Source organism: uncultured Bradyrhizobium sp. (assembly GCF_936943645.1).
GTDB lineage: Bacteria > Pseudomonadota > Alphaproteobacteria > Rhizobiales > Xanthobacteraceae > Bradyrhizobium.
Genome location: NZ_CAKZJO010000083.1, coordinates 56,559 through 77,703 on the forward strand (window position 1 = coordinate 56,559; position 21,145 = coordinate 77,703).

A 21,145-nucleotide genomic window follows, 5' to 3' on the forward strand; every position below is an offset into this window, starting at 1 on the left:
GCAACGGCCGCGCGGGCGCCGTCCCCGCTGTTCCCGTTGTCCACAGCAAGACGCGGCGGATGCGCATGCATCCAATTCAACGATGAAGAGGCTGAGGCTGGAAAGCCTAGCCAGGCGTCCAGGGCTGGTAGTCGCCGGTCGCCTTCGGCCGCTTGCCGCTGGCGAGAGTCGAGCCCGAGGGACGATAGGCCATGGCCGTGCCGGTGAGATTCGGCTGGTGCGGCTTTTCCCATTCGCGCGGCTGGTAGTTGGCCTCGGTCGGCGGCACATCGACGACGTGATGAATCCAGCCGTGCCAGGACGGCGGGATCCGGCTGGCCTCGGCATAGCCGTTGTAAACCACCCAGCGCCGCTCGAAGCCGAGGGTCGGATCGACCGCCCCGCCGCGGGTGCGATAGTAGAGATTGCCCTGCTCGTCCTGGCCGACCAGCTCCCCGTACCGCTTGGTCCAGAGCTGGGTGCCAAAAGTCTGGCCATTCCACCAGGTGAAGAACTTCAGGAAGAATTGTTTCATGCGGCAAGGGCCCTGCTTCGTCGGGCCCTGATGCCATCCGGGCGGCAAAATGTCCAGTTCGGCGGGGGCGGCTGTGCCCTGTTCGAATGCGCGGACTTGGCACCGGCGTCTGCCGCAAATCCGGCGCGATCCGTTCATGCCGGGTACAGCCGACGCGAGCGAGGCTTCCATTGACGCGCAAACCGGCGTGATCCCAGGAACCCCGGCCCTTTCATAGGGTTTGCTCCCGGGAAAGGAGTTTGATCATGAAAAGTCTGAAAGTATTGAGTGCCGCTGCAGCGGTGGCCCTCGTTCTCCCGCTGGCAACACCGAGCTTCGCACAGGGCCACGGTGGTCGTGGTGGCGGCGGCGGCGCGCATTTCGGCGGTGGCGGCGGTGCACATATCGGCGGCGGCGGTGGCGGCGCCCACTTTGGCGGCGGTGCGCGCATGGGCGGCGGCGGCTTCGGCGGCGGCGCGCGGATGGGTGGCGGCGGCGCCGCCTTCCACGGAGGTGGCGGCAATTTCGCGGCCGGCGCAGCGGTCCGTCCGAGCGGCGGCACGTCCTTCACCGGCGGCGCAGCGCGTAACTTTGCAGCGGCCAACGGCGGCACTTGGCAGGGCCGCGGCGGCAATTGGAACGGGCACGGTGGCAACTGGAACGGCGGAGGCTGGCGCCATCACCGTCACGGCGGTTTCTGGCCTGGCTTCGCGGCCGGCGCCGCGATCGGCGGGTTAGGCTCTTACGCCTATTACGGCGGCGGCTACTACGATGACCCCTACTACTACTATGGCGACAGCTACTATGATGAGCCGTCAGTAGCGGTGGTCCCCGATAGCGGCGGCGACTCCGCGGCGTATTGCGCGCAGCGCTACAAATCGTATGACCCGGCTTCGGGCACCTATCTCGGCTATGACGGCCAGCGGCATCCCTGCCCGTAACGACTCAGGTCAGGTTTGAAGGAAGGCGTCGCAGCGCTGCGACGCCTTTTTTTCGCGCATTCATGCGTCACAGCGGTGCCGCCCATGTCGGGCCGTCGCCGTCGATGATGCGTACAAATCGACCTAAACGGACCTGTATTCACCGCACCGTGCATATCTCCCCTGATCCAATCCAAAATTGACCCGACACACGATTCGCGGATATCACCAATCACAATGGGGACTTCGATCTACTGGGAAGTGTCATGCCGCGTATTCTCGTGGTTGATGACGATCCGATGGTCGGCGCGACCATCGAGGTCCTCCTCCAACGTCAGGGCTTCGACGTCACGCTTGCCGACGGTGGTGAAACAGGACTGGCTGCGCTGGAAGCGCAGACCTTCGAGGTGATGCTGGTTGACATCTTCATGCCGCATATGCGCGGCTTCGAGTCGATCCGCATCTTTCATGAGCGCGCGCCGGCTACTCCGCTGATCGCGATGTCCGGTTACGCCTTCGCATCATCCGCCTCGCCCTCTCCCGATTTTCTCCGGATGGCGCTCGAGCTCGGCGCAACGCGCTGCCTGCGCAAGCCGTTCACGCCGGAAACGCTGCTGACCACGATCCGGGAATGCCTCGCGGGCGAGAACGCGCAGCCGAAGGACAAGAAAGAAGCCCCTTGATTCCAACGCAGCGCGTCATTCTCGGTGCTGGACTTGCCATCCTCCTGATCATCACCGCAGCCTCGATCGCCCTCGACGTCAAGTCGCGGTCCGATGCGGCCTGGGTCAACCACACCGTCCAGGTGCAGAAGAAGATCTCCGATCTGCGGGTGCTGCTGCGCCGCGCCGAGAGCGCCGCGCGCGGCTTTGAACTCTACCGCAGCCCGGCCTTCAGTGCCGAATTCGAATCTGTCCACGGCCAGATCGCGCCCGCCCTCGCCGAACTCAAGCGCGGCCTGCGCGACAATCCCGATCAGCTCACGCGGCTGGAGGGCATCGAGCCGCTGGCGCTGCGCCGGGTCGAGATCGCCGCCGAAGCGATGCGCCTGCGCGCGGCGAACGACGAGGCTGGCATAGCCGCGCTCAACGGCAAGGCCGAAGGCCGCGGCCTCATGGACGCGGTGATGGGCAACCTCGACCAGCTCAGCGCGGACGAGGAGGCCCTGCTTGCCGCGCGGTCCCAGGACTCCCGCCGCACCGGCATTGTGCTGCTCGGCATCGATGTCGCGGGTGCTCTGGTGATCCTGCTGCTGGTCGTGATGGTGATGCGCGAAAGCCAGCGCACGACGGTGCAGCTCCAGACCTCGCTCGAGCAAACACAAGCTGCCAAGCAGGCGCTCGAGGCGGCGGTCGCCGAGCGCACGCAGCATCTGGTGGATGCCCATGACGAGCTGCGTTTGTCGGTCAACGTGCTCCAGAGCACGTTTCACAGCATGGCGGAGGCGGTGCTGGTGATCGACGCCGACGGCAATGTCCTGCTGTCCAATCCGGCAGCGGAGCGCATGCTGCTGCATCGCACCGGCATGAACCTGCGCAATCTGCGCGCGCTGTCGGATGTGTTTCACGGCGACGGCGTCACGCCGCTCAAGGCCGACGAGCTGCCCTCGGCGCGCGTGCTGCGCGGCGAAAAGTTCGAGGACATGGAGATGATCGTCCGCCCGCACAGCGGCAATCTTCCGCGCCATCTGATGATCAGCGGCCGGCCGATGCTGGACGGGCAAGGCGAGATATCCGGCGCGGTGCTGGTCTATCACGATGCCACCATGTCACGCGAGACCGAGCGGCAGCTGTACCAGTCGCAGAAGCTGGACGCGATCGGCAAGCTCACCGGCGGCGTCGCGCACGACTTCAACAACATGCTGACGGTGATCTCCGGCAACACCGAGACGCTGGTGGCGAGCCTGAAGCAGCAGCCCGAGCTTCAGCACGTGGCGCGGCTGATCGACGAGGCCGCCGAACGCTGCGCCGAGCTGATCCAGCATCTGCTCGCCTTTGCGCGCAGGCAGCCGCTGCAGCCGCGCAACATCGAGATCAACGCCGCGATCGCGGACATCGCGAAACTGTTGCGCCCCACCCTCGGCGAGCAGATCCAGATCGAGACCGTGCTGGAACAGGGTCCGATCACTGCGCATATCGATCCGTCCCGGCTCACCAATGCCGTGCTCAACATGGCGATCAACGCGCGCGACGCCATGCCGAACGGCGGCAAGCTGCTGCTGGAGACCCACCGCGTCGTGCTGGACGAGGCCTACGCGCAGGCCCATGCGGACGTGGCGGCCGGCCCCTATGTCATGCTCGCGGTCAGCGACACCGGCACCGGCATGTCGGTGGAGACCCAGCACAAGGCCTTCGAGCCGTTCTTCACCACCAAGGAGGTCGGCAAGGGCTCGGGCCTCGGCCTCTCCATGGTCTATGGCTTCGTCAAGCAGTCCGGCGGCCACATCAAGATCTACAGCGAGGAAGGCCACGGCACCACGATCAAGCTCTATCTGCCGCCGGGCGAAGGCATGACGGAGGCCGCCGCCGCCGTGCCGCCGGCCGAGGGCGGCGCCGAGACCATCTTCGTGGTCGAGGACGACAATCTCGTGCGCACCTTCGTCACCGCGCAGCTCCAGAGCCTCGGCTACAAGACCGTGGCCGCCCCCGACAGCAAGGTGGCGCTGGAGTTGATCGCGGCCGGCCAGCCGTTCGATCTGCTCTTCACCGACGTCGTGATCCCCGGCGGCATGAGCGGGCGCGAGCTCGCCGAAGAGGTGGCCAAGCTCCGGCCGGGCCTGAAAGTGCTCTACACCTCCGGCTACACCGACAACGCCATCGTCCACCACGGCAAGCTCGATGACGGCGTGCTGCTGCTGACGAAACCGTATCGGAGAAACCAGCTGGCTGAGATGATCCGGAAGGCGCTGGGCTGAGATCGTAGTCGGATGGGTAACCGATCCTACATGCCCTTGCGCCTCAACGCGTCGCCAGCACCACCGCCGCCAGCGTGAACACCAGCGCGGCGATCTGGCCCGGTCCCAGCGGCTCGTGCAGCGCGATCGCCGAGGCAACGACGCCGATGACGGGCACTGCCATGGTCCCGATCGCGGCGACCGATGCCGGCAGGCGGGCCAGCGCTGCGAACCAGCTGACATAGGCGATGCAGAACTGCACCACGGTCGAATAGACCAGGAGCCACCAGCCGACCGGCGTCACCTTGTCCAGATGCGTGGTCTCGACCAACAGGCCGATGATCGAGATCGGCAGGCAGCCGATGCCGATCTGCCAGGCCGCGGCCGTGATCGGCGGCAGGTGGATCGGGTACTTCTTCGAGAACACCGTGCCGACGGCAAAGCCGAGCGCGCCGCACAGCGCCATGATGATTCCCGGCAGCTTCTCGACGCTGGCGGTGATGCCGTTGCCGCCCATGATCGAGGCAAGCCCGACGAAGGCCATCACCAGCCCCAGCGTGCGCAGCACGGTCGGGCGCTCACCCAGCACCGGCCAGGCGATGATCGAGGCCCAGACCGGCATCGTATAGGCGATCAGTGCCGCCTCGCTCGCCGGCAGCCAGAGCAGCGCCAGGCCCATCAGCACCATCCAGCCGGTGACGTTGAGCACGGCGGCGGTGAGCAGGCGCGGCCAGATTCCGGGCTCGACCCGCAGGCTCTGCCGGCGAACCAGCGCCAGCGCCGCCAGCAGCAGCGCGCCCAGCACGCCTGTCACCCCGCGCAAGGTCAGCGGCGGCAGCTCGGAGATCAGGAATTTCGTGACAGGCCAATTAAAGCCCCAGCCGATCGAAGTGATCGCGAGGAACATCAGGCCGGCCGGGGCGATGCGCGGTCGCGCATCCCGGCGAGTCGAATCAAGCATGTGGGTAGTCCGGCAAAATCTGCGGTCAGCTTGGCGCGGATTCGCAGCCCAGACCACCACCTCGGCGGGCATGCCTGCCCTCACCTTCCGTAGGGCTACGTGAGTCCTGCTGACGCAATCCCGTTGCTCAAAAATATACCTGCCCTGTGAACAGCGGGATGAAGGCTCCGGATCACCACGGGATGCAAATTTTTTCAGTTGGGAATCCTTCAGGACTCACTGATACTTGCCCCCACAACAGGCGCGGCGAAGACCCCTGTTATCCCCCACAATCCACCATATTTAGTATTTGATTCAGGAACCCGCACTAGTTCTTGACGGGCGCAACGGAGAGTCCTAGCTTCCGATCCGTTCGGCGCGAGTGAGTTTGCGTCCCGCCGGCACTCCCCCAAAGGGCACCGCAAATTTCAGCTCCGCCGGCCAGCCAAAGGCAGCGGATGAGGGCTTGTCTGTCCTCGAAAGGCGGACTCTTCGGGCGCCAGAACGGGCCGGCAACAGGCTCGGATGGCATCGATAGACGTTGTGACAGTGGGGCGTTGAACGCATGTCGCGCACATCCCCTTGGGGGCGGATGGGTGTGGATATGCCGGCGGGATGGATCGATGCACGCATCAACCCATCGCGTCGGGAAAAACAGGGCCGGGTCCACCGGCTGAACTGCGGAGCCTGTCCGGCCGATGGCCGAAGGGGCGCCGCGAAACGAAATGTCGACCCGGCACGCCTGAACGGAGGCGGGACCGGTCAAACTTAGGACGGGGCAAGACGATGCGGATTGAGCGGCGCCACACCACCCAGGGACAGTCACCTTACGCCGGGATCGAATTCCGGCTGACCACGTCGGAGATTCGCAATCCCGACGGCTCGGTCGTGTTTAAAATGGACGGCGTCGAGGTCCCGACCGAATGGTCGCAGGTCGCCTCCGACGTGCTCGCCCAGAAGTATTTCCGCAAAGCCGGCGTCGCCGCGCGCCTGAAGAAGGTCGAGGAGGAATCCGTCCCCTCCTTCCTGTGGCGCTCCGTGCCCGACACCGAGGCCCTCGCCGCTCTGCCTGAGAAGGAGCGCTATGTCAGCGAGCTCTCGTCGAAGCAGGTGTTCGACCGCCTCGCCGGCTGCTGGACCTATTGGGGCTGGAAGGGCAAGTACTTCTCGTCCGACGAGGACGCCCAGGCCTTCTACGACGAGCTCCGCTACATGCTCGCCATGCAGATGGTCGCGCCGAACTCGCCGCAATGGTTCAACACCGGCCTGCATTGGGCCTATGGCATCGACGGCCCCGGCCAGGGCCACTATTACGTCGACCCCTTCACCGGCAAGCTGACCAAGTCCAAGTCCGCCTACGAGCATCCGCAGCCGCATGCCTGCTTCATCCAGGGCGTCGGTGACGACCTCGTCAACGAAGGCGGCATCATGGACCTCTGGGTCCGCGAAGCCCGCCTGTTCAAATACGGCTCCGGCACCGGCTCCAACTTCTCGCGCCTGCGCGGCGAAGGCGAGAAGCTGTCGGGTGGCGGCCGCTCCTCCGGCCTGATGAGCTTCCTCAAGATCGGCGACCGCGCCGCCGGCGCGATCAAGTCGGGCGGCACCACGCGCCGCGCCGCCAAGATGGTCGTCGTCGACGTCGATCACCCCGATATCGAGACCTATATCGACTGGAAGGTGAAGGAGGAGCAGAAGGTTGCCGCCCTCGTCACGGGATCCAAGATCAACCAGAAGCACCTCAAGCTGGTGCTCAAGGCCTGCGTGAACTGCGAAGGCTCGGGCGATGATTGCTTCGACCCCGAGAAGAACCCTGCCCTGCGCCGCGAGATCAAGCTCGCGCGCCGCAGCCTCGTGCCTGACAATTACATCAAGCGCGTCATCCAGTTCGCCAAGCAGGGCTACAAGGACATCCAGTTCGACACCTACGACACCGACTGGGACAGCGAAGCCTACCTCACCGTCTCCGGCCAGAACTCCAACAACTCGGTCTCGCTGAAGGACGACTTCCTGCGCGCGGTCGAGACCGACGGCGACTGGAATCTGAACGCCCGCACCTCCAAGAAGGTGACGAAGACGCTGAAGGCGCGCGACCTCTGGGAAAAAATCGGTTACGCCGCCTGGGCGTCGGCCGACCCGGGCCTGCACTTCAACACCACCATGAACGACTGGCACACCTGCAAGGCGTCCGGCGACATCCGCGCGTCGAACCCGTGCTCGGAATACATGTTCCTGGACGACACGGCGTGCAACCTCGCCTCCGCCAATTTGCTGACCTTCTACAACACCGAGACCAAGCAGTTCGACGTCAGGGGTTATGAGCACCTGTGCCAGCTCTGGACCATCGTGCTCGAAATCTCGGTGATGATGGCGCAGTTCCCGTCGAAGGCGATCGCCGAGCTCTCCTACGAGTTCCGCACGCTCGGCCTCGGCTACGCCAATATCGGCGGCCTCCTGATGACCATGGGTCTGTCGTATGACAGCAAGGAAGGCCGTGCGCTCTGCGGCGCGCTGACCGCCGTGATGACGGGCATCACCTACAAGACCTCGGCGGAGATGGCGGCCGAGCTCGGCACCTTCCCCGGCTACAAGAAGAACGCCGCGCACATGCTGCGCGTCATCCGCAATCACCGCCGCGCCGCGCACGGTGAGACCTCCGGCTACGAGGCGCTCAGCGTCAACCCGGTGCCGCTCGACCACGCCTCCTGCCCGCAAGCCGACATCGTCGAGCGGGCGAAGCTGGCCTGGGATGCGGCGCTCGCGCTCGGCGAGCAGCACGGCTATCGCAACGCCCAGACCACGGTGATCGCGCCGACCGGCACGATCGGCCTGGTCATGGATTGCGACACCACCGGCATCGAGCCCGACTTCGCGCTGGTGAAGTTCAAGAAGCTCGCCGGCGGCGGCTACTTCAAGATCATCAACCGTGCGGTGCCCGCGGCGCTGCGCGCGCTCGGTTATCGCGAGAGCGAGATCGCCGAGATCGAGGCCTACGCCGTCGGCCACGGCTCGCTGTCCAACGCGCCGGGCATCAACGCCTCCACACTGAAGTCCAAGGGCTTCACGGATGAGGCCATCGCCAAGGTCGAGAAGGCGCTTCCGACTGCCTTCGACATCAAGTTCGCCTTCAACAAGTGGACCTTTGGCGAGGACTTCATCCGCGACCAGCTCGGCATCGGCGCTGAAGCCATTGCGGCGCCGGGCTTCGACCTGCTCCAGGCCGTCGGCTTCACCAAGCGCGAGATCGAGGCGGCCAACGTCCACATCTGCGGCGCGATGACGGTGGAAGGTGCCCCGCACCTCAAGGCCGAGCACTATCCGGTGTTCGACTGCGCCAATCCCTGCGGCAAGATCGGCAAGCGTTATCTGTCGGTCGAGAGCCACATCCGCATGATGGCGGCGGCCCAGCCCTTCATCTCGGGCGCGATCTCCAAGACCATCAACATGCCGAACGACGCCACGGTGGAGGACTGCAAGTCCGCCTACATGCTTTCGTGGAAACTCGCTTTGAAAGCCAACGCGCTCTATCGCGACGGCTCCAAGCTCAGCCAGCCGCTCAACTCGCAGCTCATCAGCGACGATGAGGACGAGGACGATGCGGTCGACCATCTCTACGAGAAGCCGATGGCGGCCCGTACCGCCCAGGTCTCGGAGAAGATCGTCGAGAAGCTGGTCGAGCGCATCATCGTGATGCGCGAGCGCGAGAAGATGCCTGACCGACGCAAGGGCTACACCCAGAAGGCCGTCGTCGGCGGCCACAAGGTGTATCTGCGCACCGGCGAATATGACGACGGCCGTCTCGGCGAGATCTTCATCGACATGCACAAGGAAGGCGCCGCGCTCCGCTCCTTCATCAACAATTTTGCGATCGCGGTCTCCCTCGGTCTGCAATACGGCGTGCCGCTCGACGAGTATGTCGACGCCTTCACCTTCACCCGCTTCGAGCCGGCGGGCCCCGTGCAGGGCAACGACAGCATCAAGTACGCGACCTCGATCCTCGACTATGTCTTCCGCGAGCTCGCGGTGAGCTACATGTCGCGCTTCGACCTCGCCCATGTCGATCCCAACGAGACCGGCTTCGACGCGCTCGGCAAGGGCGTCGAGGAAGGCAAGGAGCCGGACGAGGACGGCGGCCACCACGCCACCCGCCTGGTCTCGCGCGGCCTCACCCGCTCGCGGACCGACAACCTCGTCGTGATGCGCGGCGGCTCGAACATAGCCGAACTCGCGAAGACTTCGGATGGACCACGTATGGGCTTCTCTCCCCCGGAAGCGCGATCCGAGGCGGTTGTCGAAGGAGCTATAGCGCTTAAGCAGGAAGTGCATCACGACCTCTCCCCGACGGAGAAGCTGGAAGCGCTGCAGTGGAGCAAGGCCGGAAGCGCCGCTACCGCAGCCCCCACCAAGGCCGAACGCAGGGCCGAAGCGAAGGCTAAGGGCTACGAAGGCGAGATGTGCTCCGAATGTGGCAATTTCACCCTGGTCCGCAACGGCACGTGTATGAAGTGCGACACCTGCGGAAGCACGACCGGATGTAGCTGAGGCATCTCAAGCATGGCGCTCCGCGATCACAAAGTCCGGCATCAATCTCGCGAGCATATCGCACGCGTAGCATTGTTCTGGTGGTTGATCGCGGACCGTCGCGGCGGCAATAGCTTCAACATCTGCTCATTTGTGCTGCAAGTCCTTGCCAAACGGCTTCGCGGCAAGGGCAAACTACAGATAGAATTTTATAGTCCCGAGGATTTACCCGAGGGCGCTTGCGTCACGTTCAATCCCCTAACCTTGCACATCGTGAAGCGGATTTGGGACGACGCCGGCGCGGGTGAAACATATGCACGCTTCATAGTGGCTCATGAAATCGGGCATATCTTATTACACGATGGACTCGCCGTCGCATTTTCCAATGACAACGAAGCCGTTCTCAAATTCGTCGAGGAGGAAGAATCTGCTGAGGCCCAAGCAAATGCCTTCGCAGACCTATTTCTTGCGCCGGATCACGTGGTGCTCCGCTTGCGTGAACAAGATACCATTGCGGGTCTTTGCGTCGTAAGCGACGCGGTGGCAAAGCGCCGCTTGAAAGATGCACTGGCCACCAAGCATCCGCTATTCCCTCAGTATACGGGAGACGCTTGCGACAAATGCCGCAGCTTTACGTTGCTTCATATCGGAGTTCTGCTGAAGTGCGACGAGTGCGGCGACGTCACCGAGACGTAGGCGTCTAAGAAAACAAAGTCGTGGGAAAGCAGCAGACCGTTGCCACCACATCGAATCACGGCGATTAAATTTTCAGTTGGTACGGCGATTCGAGTTCTAGAGACACCAATGCCGAGGCGCGCCTCGGCATTGGGCCCGTGAAGACCAGCTAAGGTACTTACGGGGACGTCGAGAAAGCAAAGCTTCCTCTCCGTGGCACGAGCAGTTAAGCGATTCTTTCTTCGGGCGTCTAGCGGAGCCTTAGCGTTTTCTACAACGAGGTTTGGAGATGAGCGGCAAGAAAGACTATCACGTTGTTCCCAACGGAGATCGCGGTGGCTGGGACATAAAGCGAGAAGGTGCTGAACGTTCCAGTGGTCATTTTGATCGAAAGAGCGAGGCTATGGAGCGTGGGCGCGAGCTTGCTCGCGAGCACAGAACTGAGCTGGTGGAGCACGGCCGGAACGGCAGAATCCAAGACAGCGACAGTTATGGCAACGACCCCAATCCTCCGAGGGACAAGAAACACTAGCCAAAACCAATAAGCGTAGCGAAGCTTCGGGCCGCATTGCGCATTGCTACCCAGGTATCGCTACGTCTGCGCTAGCATTAGCTCGTAGGATGAACAGAAGAGCACTTGCGAAACCCATCATTTTCGAAGCAATCGATGGGTTTCGCTTCTCTCACCCCATCCGACGAGCTGTCATCGTGTTGCTCAATGCGCGATATTGTCCCGCGGACCGGTAGCTAGTGGGAATGAGTAGATTGCTTGTGGACCCCATCAATCGATGCTCGGTCACGATGGGCTGCTCCTCTCTGCCTAGCCTACGCTCTGCCGGTCAATTCAAGTCAGGACAAGGCGAGATGGCATGAAGTGTCCTCATTGCACCATTCATTTCCATGAAAACTGGTTTGCGGACTATCTCCGACGCGGGCAGGACTTGTTGAGAGACAAGTTGGGCGACGCTGCCGGTGCGTGGATGTACCGCAACTGCGTTTGTCCGGAATGCTCTGAAGTGACTATCGAAGTCACTATCGGCGCAAATCGGGAACCACTTGGGCCATGGCGTCAAATTTTTCCGATAGGTGCGAACCGAGGTCCAGTACCCGCCGAAGTGCCAGCGAATATCTCCAGCGACTACGTGGAGGCGTGCAATGTTCTTTCGATCAGTTCGAAAGCCTCCGCGGCCCTCTCGCGGCGCTGCCTTCAGAACATATTGCGCGCCACCGGCTACAAGAACAAAGACTTAGCTCGTGAGATCGAGCAGTTGCTTGACGAGGACGATCCAAAGAAGGCGCTGCCAAGCAGACTCCGCGAAACGATCGATGCGATCCGCAACTTTGGCAATTTTTCGGCTCATCCCATTGACGACAAGACCACCCTGCAGCTGATCGAGGTCGAACCGCATGAGGCGGAGTGGTGTCTCGAGGTAATTGAAGAGCTATTCGACCACTTTTACGTCGGCCCAGCGCTTGCGGCGGCAAAAAAGGCCTCGCTTAATGCGAAGCTCAAGGCCGGGGGAAAACCTGCTGCGAAGTAGGCCCGTAAGATAGGTTGGGCCCTTTGCTCAACGCATCCTACAAGCCGAATTGCCTTTGCGGTCGACCTCTTCACCCCTAAACTCCTGATACCACCGGCATGCGTTCCGACGGGCCCGGTAGCAGCGGAGTCATCTTATGCCCAAACCGGAAAGCTTCCCGATCGAGATTATCTTCGTTCCCACGAAGCAGAAGAAAGCCCTCAAGCCAGAGACCGTCGCGGAGATCGCGGAAAGCATGCTGGACATCGGACAGCAGACCCCCATTTCGGTCAAGCGCGACGGAGACCGCCTCGTCCTGGTCGAGGGACTGCATCGGCTGGAGGCTTGTAAGGCGCTCGGCGAGACGACCATTCTCGGCGTCGTGGTCACGGCGGAGTTTGCTCAAGCCAAGCCGCAGCTCGCCGAGCGACCCGAGGTCGAGGCCGAGCGCCTCAAGATGGCGCGATTGAAGCAGTTGCGCCTGGAGAAGGAAGCCGCGGAGGCATCGGCGGCTTCCTTGAGGAGCGCGGGCGCATCGCAGGCGACGCGCACCGGCCCGGCGAAGGGCGTCCGCGACAATGCGAAGGCGTCGCCCGTCCGGATGGTGAAGGCGAAGCCGAAATCACTGTCGGACTGGATCACGCAGCAGAAGGGCAGCGGCGGCCGCTATTGATGGCCGGCTTGTTGCCAGACGCAGCTCGTAGGATGGGGTGAGCCCCTCGCGAAACCCATCCTCTGCCCGCGACTGACGATGGGTTTCGCGGCCGCTCTACCCATCTTGCAAATCTCGCCCGCCTTCATCTTTCGGGAACCAAATCGCGAATCTCCGCAAGTGCCTCAAGCGCAATTGCGCAAGCGCTGTCGATGATCTCCTCTCCCCGCGGCGTCGCGTTGATCAGGCTTCTCATCTCCGCCTGATACTGGCCTTTCGCCAGGTTCAACCGGCTCAGCGCGGACGACACGACATGGTGGGTGATGGCCGGACATCGCGCGATCTCACCCAGCGCCGAACGATCATGCAGATAGATCGCGGCAAGATCGAAGGCGTCGCGCGCCGTGTAGGTCGATGCGCGATAGACCAGCTTCTTGGTCGCGATTTCCGCAGAGCGCTCCGCCGCGATGAAACGGTCGCCGAATTTCAGCTCATAGGTCGGACTGGCGATGTAGGACGGGGCGTTCAGGAAATCGATCTCACCGACGTCGCGCAGAATGAGCTTCAGGTATTTGCCCGGCCATTGCCAGCTATCGCACAGCGACTTCGTTACCGGGTTCGTGTTCGGCGCGAGGTTCTTCAAGTCGGTGCTCGAATCCAGGAAGATGTCGACATCGTAGCTGATGCGATGCCCCAGGATCTGCGCCAACGCGGTGCCGCCGCCGAACGTCCACGGTCCGCCGCCGCCTTCCAGACTATCGAGCGCGACCAGCGCCTTCTGCAGGAGGTCTTCCCACCGCGAAGGAAGCCATCTCCCTGACCCATCTTTCATTCTCGGACTCCCCGACCTGCCAGGCGTCGATGGCTTTCAATAGCTCGTCGAACGTCACGATATGATCAACGACGAGGTTATGAATGACGGAGACATCGACCTCGTCGAACAACGCTTGCACGTGCACGCGCCATTTTCGCTCGGAATTCTCGCCCTTCAGGCATGCCAGCAGAGTACCTTCGTCGATGCGTTCAGGCATCGGCGTGTTGATCGTCGTCACCGCTGCGGTCAGGTTCTCGAACGCACCTTTCAACATTCCAGCAATATGGTGCTATTCGGCGAAAGCCTCAACCGGCGCCTCGGCCCGATCGTCGACCGTCGCTGCCCGCGACTGGATAAGTCATTAAGAATGCTAGGCTTTTCAGGCGAACGCGCGACCGACCCCAGGTGCCGGGAAAGCACGGTGCCGTGGGGTGGGCAAAGGCGCCCTTGCGCCGTGCCCACGATCTTTTCCGATGACGGCCACGGACGCGTGGGCACGCTTCCGCCTTCGCTAAAGGAGCTACGGCGGACAAGTCGCTCCGCCCACCCTACGAGCTCACGGGCCTACCACCAATACGGCCAGCGCCAGCCCTCATAGCGCACATAGGACGGCACGATCGGCGGGCCGTAGGGATCGACCTTGTCGTCCTCGGGGCGATAGCGATAGCGCGGAACGACGTTGTAATCCCACGGCGTCGGCCGCAGCACGGGCGCCGTGACGATGAGGCGCTCCTGTGGTGCGCGAACGACGACGGCTTTGCGCGTCTTCGCTTCCACTCCGGATGTCGCAAGGCTGCCCAGCGCCAGGGCGGTTCCGAGCGCGAACGCGGCGGTCTTGTTGGTCATGCGTGATCTCCTTCGCGCGAAGAGTGCAAAAGGATGCCGGGCAAGGCAAGCAAATTTCGCGCGAGGTGCGCGGATGCGTGCGGCCGGTTTGGCGCTCCGCTCTATCCCCGTCATTGCGAGGAGCTCAGCGACAAAATTGCGTAGCAATTTTGCGCAGATGCGACGAAGCAATCCAGAACTGTTTCCGCAGAAGCAGTCCTGGATTGCTTCCGCCTTCGCCAAGGCTTCGGCGGACAACGGCTTCGGCGGACAAGTCGCTTCGCTCGCAATGACGGGCGGAGAGAACGGCGAACGTAGCTCGACGAACCGCCTTCCGCACTACAGCCCTACGCCGCGTCGACCTCTTCCGGCGCGGGCCCCGCCACCAGCCCGTCGAGGCCGACCATCAGCAGATCGGCGATGTGCATGAGCTGGTACAGCGGAATGTCCACCTCACCCTGCTCGGCCTGGCCGACGAAGGCCGGCGTGACGCTGAGATGTTCGGCGAGCTGGCCTTGCGTGTAGCCGCGGCTCTCGCGCGCGGCCCTGATGCGCGCGCCGATGCCGAGGCGATGCCGGGCCTGCTCGTCCGCGGTCATCATGGCGGCCTGCTCGTCCGGGCTCGCATAGCCGTCCGCGAACGCAGCTCCGATCAGCCGCTCCTTGCGCCATGCGACGCGGCAGGGCTTGCGCAGGCCGTTCGCGAACACCAGCGTGAACGCGTCGGCGATCCATGCGGAGCTGTTGAGCTGCAGCCGCGCGCCGGTGGCGGAGACATCGCGGATCGTGCAGGGCACGCTGACGCTGCTGCCGGCGCCGTTGTCGAATTCGACGAGGCCGGTGCGCAAGGTGTGATGCCTGACGGCGGCGCGATGATCGCTCATGACAGATCCCAAAAAGCATGCGGCGGCGTCGACCCCAGAGGGAGCAACGCCGCAATGACCGGGGCACGCTAGCGCAGAATTTTTCCGCGACCTCTAAACATGCCGCCGTCCGGCCAGGACCTCGCGGCTATGGTAAAGGAAATCTCACCCGTCTCTCCCGCGTCTCGCGCGGGCCGGGCGCAGCACGATCAAGACGGATCAACTGCGCCCGTCGTCGAGCAGCGCGAGCGCCCGCGGGACCTCGTCGCGGTCGGCCACCAGCACATATTCCTGCCGCGCCAGGCTGGCGCCGCTCGCGACCACGATGGACTTCTTCGGGGACAGGCCGAAGCATCCGGTCATGACCAGCTTGGCCGGCTTGGTGCCGTCGCGCTTCTTCGCCTTCAATCCGGACTTCAGCGCACGCCTGATGTCGCGCCCCTCATCGCTGCGCTTGAGGCACTTCCGGCACACCAGGACTGGCGCCGCGCGGCGCGGCCGTACGATCATCGGGCTTGCAGATTTTGCGGGCTTGTCGAGCATTGAAATCCTATAGGGGCCTTCAGCTCATATAGGGATGGAACCGCGCTCTCGCCGCTGCGCGCGACAATCGCGCCATGCGCTTTCGCGGGCCTACGCCCGCGCGCGGCGCAACGCCTCCTGCAGCTTCATCCGCTGCTTGTCCCAGCGATCCTGTTCCGCTTCGGCGCGCGCGTCCAGCGCGGCGCGGGCGGCCTCGATCTCCTCAGCGCGCGTGTCGTGCTCCCGCCTCGCTCTGTCCAGCGCCGCCTCGGCGGCGGCGACCGCCTTGTCGCGGCGTGCGCGCTCCCTGGCGCGGGCGGCCTCCTCCTTGGCGCGCGCGGCCTCGCGCCGCCGCTCCTCCTTCTCGAACGCCGCGGCAGCCTTGCGCGCGGCCTGCTCGTCGGTCTTGCGGGATGCTTTCTTTGCGGCCTTGGCCGGACGCGTCTTCGCTCGCGTCTTGCTTCTGGATTTGCTCTTGACCTTGCCTCTGGGCTTGCTCTCGACCTCGCCGAGATCAGTCGGCAGCTCGGCGCTCTCCGTGAACGGGCCGTTCGAGCCGACCGGGCGCCTGAGCACGACACCGGGCTTGTCCAGCGTCGCCGCGACGATATCGGGGTCGTCGGTCTCCGTCGCGGCGCCCTGGTGGAACAGGTTGGAGCTCGCGCCCCAGGCCTCGAGCGCCGCCTTCATCGAGGGCGCGGCCACCGCCTGGTCGAAGAAGCCGAGCGAGGTCCGGTAGGTCTTCAGCTTCCGTTTCGGCTTTGCCGGCATGTCATCCCGATTGTGGCTCGCTGTCCGCCAGCGATCATAGCAAGCGTAGACCTACGAACGCCCCAGCAGCGCATCGTATCCCTTCTCGCTGAACGCCAGCAGACAAAAGCCGTGCCCGAACGGATCGGCCAGCATCGCGATCCGGCCATAGGGCGCATCGCGCGCGCCCGCCTCCAGGATCGCGCCGGCGTTGACCGCGCGTGCGACGGCCGCATCGACATCCTCGACGACGACGTCGATATGCAGCGGCGTCCAGTGGCGCTCGTAGCGGCGGCGGTCGGCGCCGGCACCGACCGTGCCGGCCTGCTTGGTCAGCAGATAGACCGGCGCGGGCCAGCCGAGCAGCTCGACGAAATCGGTGCCGAAGCGGCGGCCGACGGTGAGACCGAAAGCGGCGGTGTAGAAGCGCGTGGCTTGCGCCACATCGGGAACGTCGATGTTGAGCAGGAAGGACATGGCGGGCTCGTCTGCGAATTGCCGCGACAACCTAGCCCGGATGGCGCGCAGCGCAACCCGGGATGATGCCGCACGCTCGCGCGGCGGCGGGTGCCGGCCCGCGCGCCTGTTCTGCCCGACGCCGCAATCTCAATTCTGCTTCACCGAACGTTCGGCTTAACCGAAAACAACAGCCTTATCAAACACATCCCTACTGTGCATGGGGTTGTTTTCGCAAAAATGCCTCGGGGCTGCCCTCACCTGTCGCGCAGGCTGAGGATATAGGCCGACAGCACATCCGCCTGCTCTTGAGGGATCACGAGGTTCGGCATGTTGCGGTGGCTGGTGCGCCAAAACACCTTGAGCGACAGCGCGGTGGTGCCGCTGCGGTCGGCGATGGCCTGGAAGCTCGGGGCCTCGTCGAAGAAGCCGGCCATGTGCGGCTCGACGGCGTGACAGGTCTCGCACCACGCCTGCGCCAGGCGATGCCCTTCGGCGATTGCGCGCGGACCGGACCTTGGAGCGCCCGCGGCGGTGTGAACGACGCTGAGCAGAAACAGCACCGACAGCGCGACGAGGACGGCGAGGCCGAGATAGATTCGAACGCTGTGTGACATCGCCAGTCTCCGCCATTGCTCCGCCGACACGCAAAGCCTAGGGCGCGCGGAGCGACCGAGGTTGATTTGCGTCAAGAGCGCCCGCCGCGCCGTTTCGGTGATATCGCACCTTCAGCTGGTCGCCGCTCCCGGCTGCCGCAGCTTTCCCTTGCTTTCCTGGTTCCGGCCCCTACGGTCGCCCCGAACGAAGCGCCTGACGAGACCTGTGATGACCGACGCGATGACATGCCCCGCCTGCAACTCCGAGCACGCCTATCAGGACCGCAATCTCTGGGTCTGCCCGGAATGCGGCCATGAATGGAGCGGCACAGCGGAGGCGGCCGCGGACACCGCGCAGGATGCCGGCGTCCGCGATGCCAACGGCAATGCACTGACCGACGGCGACAGCGTCATCGTGATCAAGGATCTCAAGATCAAGGGGTCCTCCTCGGTCGTGAAGGGCGGCACCAAGGTGCGCAACATCCGCCTGCAGGAGGCCAGCGACGGCCACAACATCGCCTGCAAAATCGACGGCATCGGCGCGATGAACTTGAAGTCGGAGTTCGTGCGGAAGGCATAGGCAGGCGGCAGCGGCGGCCTGCGGTAAGGCTAACGCCGGTTCCAGCTCCGGAACGCACAATCCCTCTTAACCCGCCGAAAAATAGGTGTAAGCTGCCACGTGCCGGGCAGGCGTTTGTAGCGCGTATCGATTTTCACGACCCGGGGCTGGCTTGCAGGGTTACCTGTTCGATTGCGTCACGTCTTCAGACTTGAGCGGCCGCCTTGTGGGGCGGCCTTCTGTTTTTGCGGCGCGGTTCTAGCGCTGCCGCTGCGCCAGATAAAACCCGCACAGCACCGTCACCAGGCCCGCGGTCTGCAACATCGTCGGCGCCTCGCCGAGCAGCAGCCAGCCGGTGATCAGCGTCAGCGCCGGCACGCAGGCCGGAAACACGGCGGCGCGGGCAACGCCGAGGCGCTGCACCGAGACCGCGAACAGATAGAGCGCGGCGGGACCGGCAAGCACGCCCTGCGCAAGCGCCTGGATCGCGTTTTCGGTGACGCCGATCGCCGCAACATGGGCGAGCCCGACAATCGCGATGTAGGCCGGCAACAGCAGCAGCGACAGCACGTTGATGACCAGCGCGGCCGAGACCGCCGAGACGCGCCAGTGCCGCAGCGCTGCACCGAAGCAGGCGAACATGAAGCCGGTCAGCACGAAGATCAGATCGCCCCGCACGCCGTCGACGCCGATATGACCGATCGATTCCGCGCCGATCACGCCAAGGCCGGCGACGATGACGAGGGCGCCCACGAGGCGCGACGCGGAGATGTGCTCCTTCAGCACGAGCGCTGCGAGCAGCAGGCCGCCGAGCGTCGCACAGGACGGCTGGATCACGCTGCCATGGCCGAGCGGGACGAACAGGAAGCCGGTGTAGGAGATCAGCGACATCACGGGGCCGCCCAGCACCATCAGCACGAGGCCCCTGCTCCAGCCGATGCCGCAGAGATCCCCAATGCCGGCGCGCAGCACCAGCGGCAGGAACACGATCCCCGACCAGACATAGCGATGCACGAGCAGATCGACCGGCGTGAAGCCGACCTTGAGCCCATGCCGCGTGCCGGCGAAGCCGAGCGCCCAGAACAGCGCCGCAGCCAGGCCGCAGGCCACGCCGAGCAGAGCCGGCGCGGCGTCGTTCGTTCGAGTGAGAGCGTCAGCGCCGCTCGTCCGCTGATCCATGAATCAAGCCTTACGTCAGCGCGTCGATCGCCTCAACCCACGCAGCCGCAGGGCTGGCCCGCAGCCGTGATCGCGGGGGGCGCCGCTCGTCACGTCCCCTCCTCGAAGACCATCCGCCATCCCTTGCGCGTATCCATGTATTCCCGCACTTGCCGGATCCGGTCGCCCGCCACCGTGAACACGAAGCAATAGTCGTTCTCGTACGGCCTGCCGCCGGGCAACGTCGCGCGCATCCGTTCCTCCACGATCACGACGTCGCCGTCGGCATACACGCCGCGGAAGGCGATATCGATGTTCGAGAACATCTTGTGCATCTCCTGCGCGATGAAGCGCGCGATCTCGTGCGGGCCCGCCATGTGGTCGGCATGATCGAGCGCGACGGCCGTGGCATTGCCCTTCGGCGCGATCCATTCAGCATCGTCGGTGAACAATGCCGCGATGCGCATGGCATCGCGCGACGAAAAGGTCTTCCAGGCGTTCAGGACGATATCTTTCGGGCTGGACACGATCCGCTCCTCCTTGTCTTTGAGGGGCGCCTTCTAGGCCGCGATGCGCCTTGCAGCTCGCCACAATCGGACTCGGTCATCCCGCAGCCCTTCCGCCCCTGCCCTCATGCGCTATGATCCGGCCATGCTGAGCTTCGACGTCTGCAACGCCGCGCGCCTGCGCCGCGATCCCCGCTATGACGGCCGCTTCTTCACGGCGGTGAAGACCACCGGCATCTATTGCCGCCCGGTCTGTCCGGCCAAGCAGCCGCTGACGCGCAACGTCGCCTATTATCCGAGCGCTGCGGCGGCCGAGGTCGCCGGCTTCCGGCCCTGCCTGCGCTGTCGTCCCGAGACTGCGCCGTTCTGCCCGGCCTGGAACGGCACGCGCTCCACGGTGGCGCGTGCCGTGAGGCTGATCAATGACGGCGCGCTCGACGAAGGCTCGGTGGTTGATCTGGCGATGCGGCTCGGCATCTCCTCGCGTCATCTGGCACGCCTGTTCGAGCGCCACGTCGGTGCCACGCCTCGACAGCTCGCCAAGACGCTGCGCGTCCAGCGCGCCAAGCGCCTGCTCGATGCCGGCGACGACAGCATGACCGACATCGCGTTTCGGGCCGGCTTCGGCAGCTTGCGCAGGTTCAACGCCGCCTTTGCCGAGCTCTACGGCCGCTCGCCGTCGAGCCTGCGCGCGGTCCGCGCGCGGAGAGCTTAGCGCGCTGCCGACGATTGCTCAGAAAAATCCCGGGCTGAGATCGAGGCCGTACGTCAGGCTGAGCACGAACACGAACAACGCAGCGGCCGCAAACAAAGCGGTATGCTTGAGAATGAATGCGCGCGGCGACGTGGTGGCAGCGACGAGTTTCTGCGCAACGGGCATGATGGCCTCCATTATGATTTCAAAAATTGGCCGCGACGATGCGGCCGCCGCATCAAGCAATGCGGTCTGCAAAACAACTGTTAAAGAGATCACGCCCGTTATGAACGGGCATACATAGCCGGCATAGTCACGCGAACTTGTTTCGCGACCGGAGTCTCAATCAGCGCACCGATGTCAATTCATCGTGCCGAGACACTGCACGGGTGGGCGCTGGCGCACAAAGCAGTTCCATCAATTCCTGCACGCGCGAGACGCGGGCAGCATCCACTTCGAGAACGCGTGTGAAGCAGTGGATCCCGCCTTTCCGCGGAACCCTCCTGCCATTCACGATATCAGCTTAGTGGGCCACGCCGACGGTCGCGGTCTTCACCTTGCGAGGGCTGAGGACCTTGGCCTGGTGGACCGAGGCGACCGTGGTCGGCGCAGCAGCCTGCTGCTCGACATGCGCGGCGCCGAGGACGCGAACCTGCAAGGGCGAGACCGGAAATCCATTGGTCTCGTAAGTCGGCAGTTCAGCAGCGAAAGCCGCGGTGCTGCCCGCGATCGTCAGGATGGTGGCGGCGATCGTCAGAGTCTTCTTGTTCATTGGTGATGCTCCTGAGTGG

General features: G+C 64.2%; 24 protein-coding genes. 10 read left to right on the plus strand and 14 right to left on the minus strand.

Annotation, left to right across the window (positions count from 1 at the left end; translation table 11 throughout):
- Positions 1 to 106 precede the first annotated feature (106 nt).
- Positions 107 to 514 carry an NADH:ubiquinone oxidoreductase subunit NDUFA12 gene (locus Q0743_RS23515; RefSeq protein ID WP_298243865.1) on the minus strand — a complete coding sequence of 136 codons (408 nt, stop codon included), beginning with the start codon at positions 512 to 514 and terminating at the stop codon, positions 107 to 109.
- A gap of 245 nt (positions 515 to 759) precedes the next feature.
- On the opposite strand from Q0743_RS23515, the gene Q0743_RS23520 reads away from it, so the two are divergent.
- The 3 genes from Q0743_RS23520 (at position 760) to Q0743_RS23530 (ending at position 4,327) form a co-directional block, all read left to right on the plus strand.
- The gene (locus Q0743_RS23520) at positions 760 to 1,434 is read left to right on the plus strand and encodes a BA14K family protein (RefSeq protein WP_298243866.1); all 675 of its coding nucleotides are present in this window, start codon (positions 760 to 762) and stop codon (positions 1,432 to 1,434) included.
- Between the two features lie 245 nt (positions 1,435 to 1,679).
- Entirely contained in the window at positions 1,680 to 2,096 is a 417-nt protein-coding gene (locus Q0743_RS23525) for a response regulator (RefSeq protein WP_298243867.1), read from the plus strand.
- Entirely contained in the window at positions 2,093 to 4,327 is a 2,235-nt protein-coding gene (locus tag Q0743_RS23530; RefSeq protein ID WP_298243868.1) for a CHASE3 domain-containing protein, read from the plus strand. Before Q0743_RS23525 ends, Q0743_RS23530 begins: the two co-directional genes overlap by 4 nt.
- Before the next feature lie 43 nt (positions 4,328 to 4,370).
- Here the strand turns inward: Q0743_RS23530 and Q0743_RS23535 are convergent, their stop codons facing one another.
- Entirely contained in the window at positions 4,371 to 5,267 is an 897-nt protein-coding gene (locus tag Q0743_RS23535; protein ID WP_298243869.1) for a DMT family transporter, read from the minus strand.
- A 765-nt stretch (positions 5,268 to 6,032) separates the two neighbouring features.
- Here Q0743_RS23535 and Q0743_RS23540 point away from each other — a divergent pair.
- The 5 genes from Q0743_RS23540 to Q0743_RS23560 all read left to right on the plus strand — a co-directional run bounded on the left by Q0743_RS23540 (position 6,033) and on the right by Q0743_RS23560 (position 12,632).
- Positions 6,033 to 9,785 (plus strand): vitamin B12-dependent ribonucleotide reductase, encoded by a 3,753-nt coding sequence (locus tag Q0743_RS23540; RefSeq protein WP_298243870.1) that lies wholly within the window; start codon positions 6,033 to 6,035, stop codon positions 9,783 to 9,785.
- 12 nt (positions 9,786 to 9,797) lie between these two features.
- Complete coding sequence (locus tag Q0743_RS23545; RefSeq protein WP_298243871.1) at positions 9,798 to 10,460, plus strand: ImmA/IrrE family metallo-endopeptidase; 663 nt, start codon at positions 9,798 to 9,800, stop codon at positions 10,458 to 10,460.
- Between the two features lie 268 nt (positions 10,461 to 10,728).
- On the plus strand, positions 10,729 to 10,971 hold the full coding sequence (locus Q0743_RS23550) for a DUF2188 domain-containing protein (RefSeq protein WP_298243872.1): 243 nt from the start codon (positions 10,729 to 10,731) through the stop codon (positions 10,969 to 10,971).
- A 424-nt stretch (positions 10,972 to 11,395) separates the two neighbouring features.
- Complete coding sequence (locus Q0743_RS23555; RefSeq protein WP_298243873.1) at positions 11,396 to 11,980, plus strand: DUF4145 domain-containing protein; 585 nt, start codon at positions 11,396 to 11,398, stop codon at positions 11,978 to 11,980.
- Between the two features lie 136 nt (positions 11,981 to 12,116).
- Positions 12,117 to 12,632 carry a ParB N-terminal domain-containing protein gene (locus tag Q0743_RS23560; protein WP_298243874.1) on the plus strand — a complete coding sequence of 172 codons (516 nt, stop codon included), beginning with the start codon at positions 12,117 to 12,119 and terminating at the stop codon, positions 12,630 to 12,632.
- A 124-nt stretch (positions 12,633 to 12,756) separates the two neighbouring features.
- Here the strand turns inward: Q0743_RS23560 and Q0743_RS23565 are convergent, their stop codons facing one another.
- The 8 genes from Q0743_RS23565 to Q0743_RS23600 all read right to left on the minus strand — a co-directional run bounded on the left by Q0743_RS23565 (position 12,757) and on the right by Q0743_RS23600 (position 17,458).
- Complete coding sequence (locus tag Q0743_RS23565) at positions 12,757 to 13,443, minus strand: nucleotidyl transferase AbiEii/AbiGii toxin family protein (protein ID WP_367184936.1); 687 nt, start codon at positions 13,441 to 13,443, stop codon at positions 12,757 to 12,759.
- Positions 13,367 to 13,699 (minus strand): hypothetical protein, encoded by a 333-nt coding sequence (locus tag Q0743_RS23570; protein WP_298243876.1) that lies wholly within the window; start codon positions 13,697 to 13,699, stop codon positions 13,367 to 13,369. The genes Q0743_RS23565 and Q0743_RS23570 overlap by 77 nt, the downstream gene beginning before the upstream one ends.
- Before the next feature lie 290 nt (positions 13,700 to 13,989).
- Positions 13,990 to 14,271: a hypothetical protein gene (locus Q0743_RS23575; protein WP_298243877.1), complete on the minus strand. Its 282-nt coding sequence runs from the start codon at positions 14,269 to 14,271 to the stop codon at positions 13,990 to 13,992.
- A gap of 326 nt (positions 14,272 to 14,597) precedes the next feature.
- The gene (locus Q0743_RS23580) at positions 14,598 to 15,134 is read right to left on the minus strand and encodes a helix-turn-helix domain-containing protein (protein ID WP_298243878.1); all 537 of its coding nucleotides are present in this window, start codon (positions 15,132 to 15,134) and stop codon (positions 14,598 to 14,600) included.
- 198 nt (positions 15,135 to 15,332) lie between these two features.
- Positions 15,333 to 15,656 (minus strand): hypothetical protein, encoded by a 324-nt coding sequence (locus tag Q0743_RS23585; protein ID WP_298243879.1) that lies wholly within the window; start codon positions 15,654 to 15,656, stop codon positions 15,333 to 15,335.
- A 90-nt stretch (positions 15,657 to 15,746) separates the two neighbouring features.
- Positions 15,747 to 16,406, minus strand: coding sequence for a cell envelope biogenesis protein TolA (locus tag Q0743_RS23590; RefSeq protein ID WP_298243880.1), 660 nt, complete (start codon positions 16,404 to 16,406; stop codon positions 15,747 to 15,749).
- Positions 16,407 to 16,457: 51 nt separating this feature from the next.
- The gene (locus Q0743_RS23595; protein ID WP_298243881.1) at positions 16,458 to 16,862 is read right to left on the minus strand and encodes a VOC family protein; all 405 of its coding nucleotides are present in this window, start codon (positions 16,860 to 16,862) and stop codon (positions 16,458 to 16,460) included.
- 236 nt (positions 16,863 to 17,098) lie between these two features.
- The gene (locus Q0743_RS23600) at positions 17,099 to 17,458 is read right to left on the minus strand and encodes a cytochrome c (RefSeq protein WP_298243882.1); all 360 of its coding nucleotides are present in this window, start codon (positions 17,456 to 17,458) and stop codon (positions 17,099 to 17,101) included.
- A 208-nt stretch (positions 17,459 to 17,666) separates the two neighbouring features.
- Here Q0743_RS23600 and Q0743_RS23605 point away from each other — a divergent pair, with 208 nt between their 5' ends.
- Entirely contained in the window at positions 17,667 to 18,017 is a 351-nt protein-coding gene (locus Q0743_RS23605) for a zinc ribbon domain-containing protein YjdM (RefSeq protein WP_298243883.1), read from the plus strand.
- 237 nt (positions 18,018 to 18,254) lie between these two features.
- Here Q0743_RS23605 and Q0743_RS23610 read toward each other — a convergent pair whose 3' ends face one another.
- Complete coding sequence (locus Q0743_RS23610; protein ID WP_298243884.1) at positions 18,255 to 19,175, minus strand: DMT family transporter; 921 nt, start codon at positions 19,173 to 19,175, stop codon at positions 18,255 to 18,257.
- An 89-nt stretch (positions 19,176 to 19,264) separates the two neighbouring features.
- Positions 19,265 to 19,681: a nuclear transport factor 2 family protein gene (locus Q0743_RS23615; RefSeq protein WP_298243885.1), complete on the minus strand. Its 417-nt coding sequence runs from the start codon at positions 19,679 to 19,681 to the stop codon at positions 19,265 to 19,267.
- Between the two features lie 124 nt (positions 19,682 to 19,805).
- Here Q0743_RS23615 and Q0743_RS23620 point away from each other — a divergent pair, with 124 nt between their 5' ends.
- Positions 19,806 to 20,375 carry an Ada metal-binding domain-containing protein gene (locus Q0743_RS23620; RefSeq protein ID WP_298243886.1) on the plus strand — a complete coding sequence of 190 codons (570 nt, stop codon included), beginning with the start codon at positions 19,806 to 19,808 and terminating at the stop codon, positions 20,373 to 20,375.
- An 18-nt stretch (positions 20,376 to 20,393) separates the two neighbouring features.
- On the opposite strand, the gene Q0743_RS23625 is transcribed toward Q0743_RS23620, so the two are convergent.
- Positions 20,394 to 20,633, minus strand: a complete 240-nt coding sequence (locus tag Q0743_RS23625) for a hypothetical protein (protein WP_298243975.1) — start codon at positions 20,631 to 20,633, stop codon at positions 20,394 to 20,396.
- Between the two features lie 244 nt (positions 20,634 to 20,877).
- Positions 20,878 to 21,126, minus strand: coding sequence for a hypothetical protein (locus tag Q0743_RS23630; RefSeq protein ID WP_298243887.1), 249 nt, complete (start codon positions 21,124 to 21,126; stop codon positions 20,878 to 20,880).
- Positions 21,127 to 21,145: the final 19 nt, after the last annotated feature.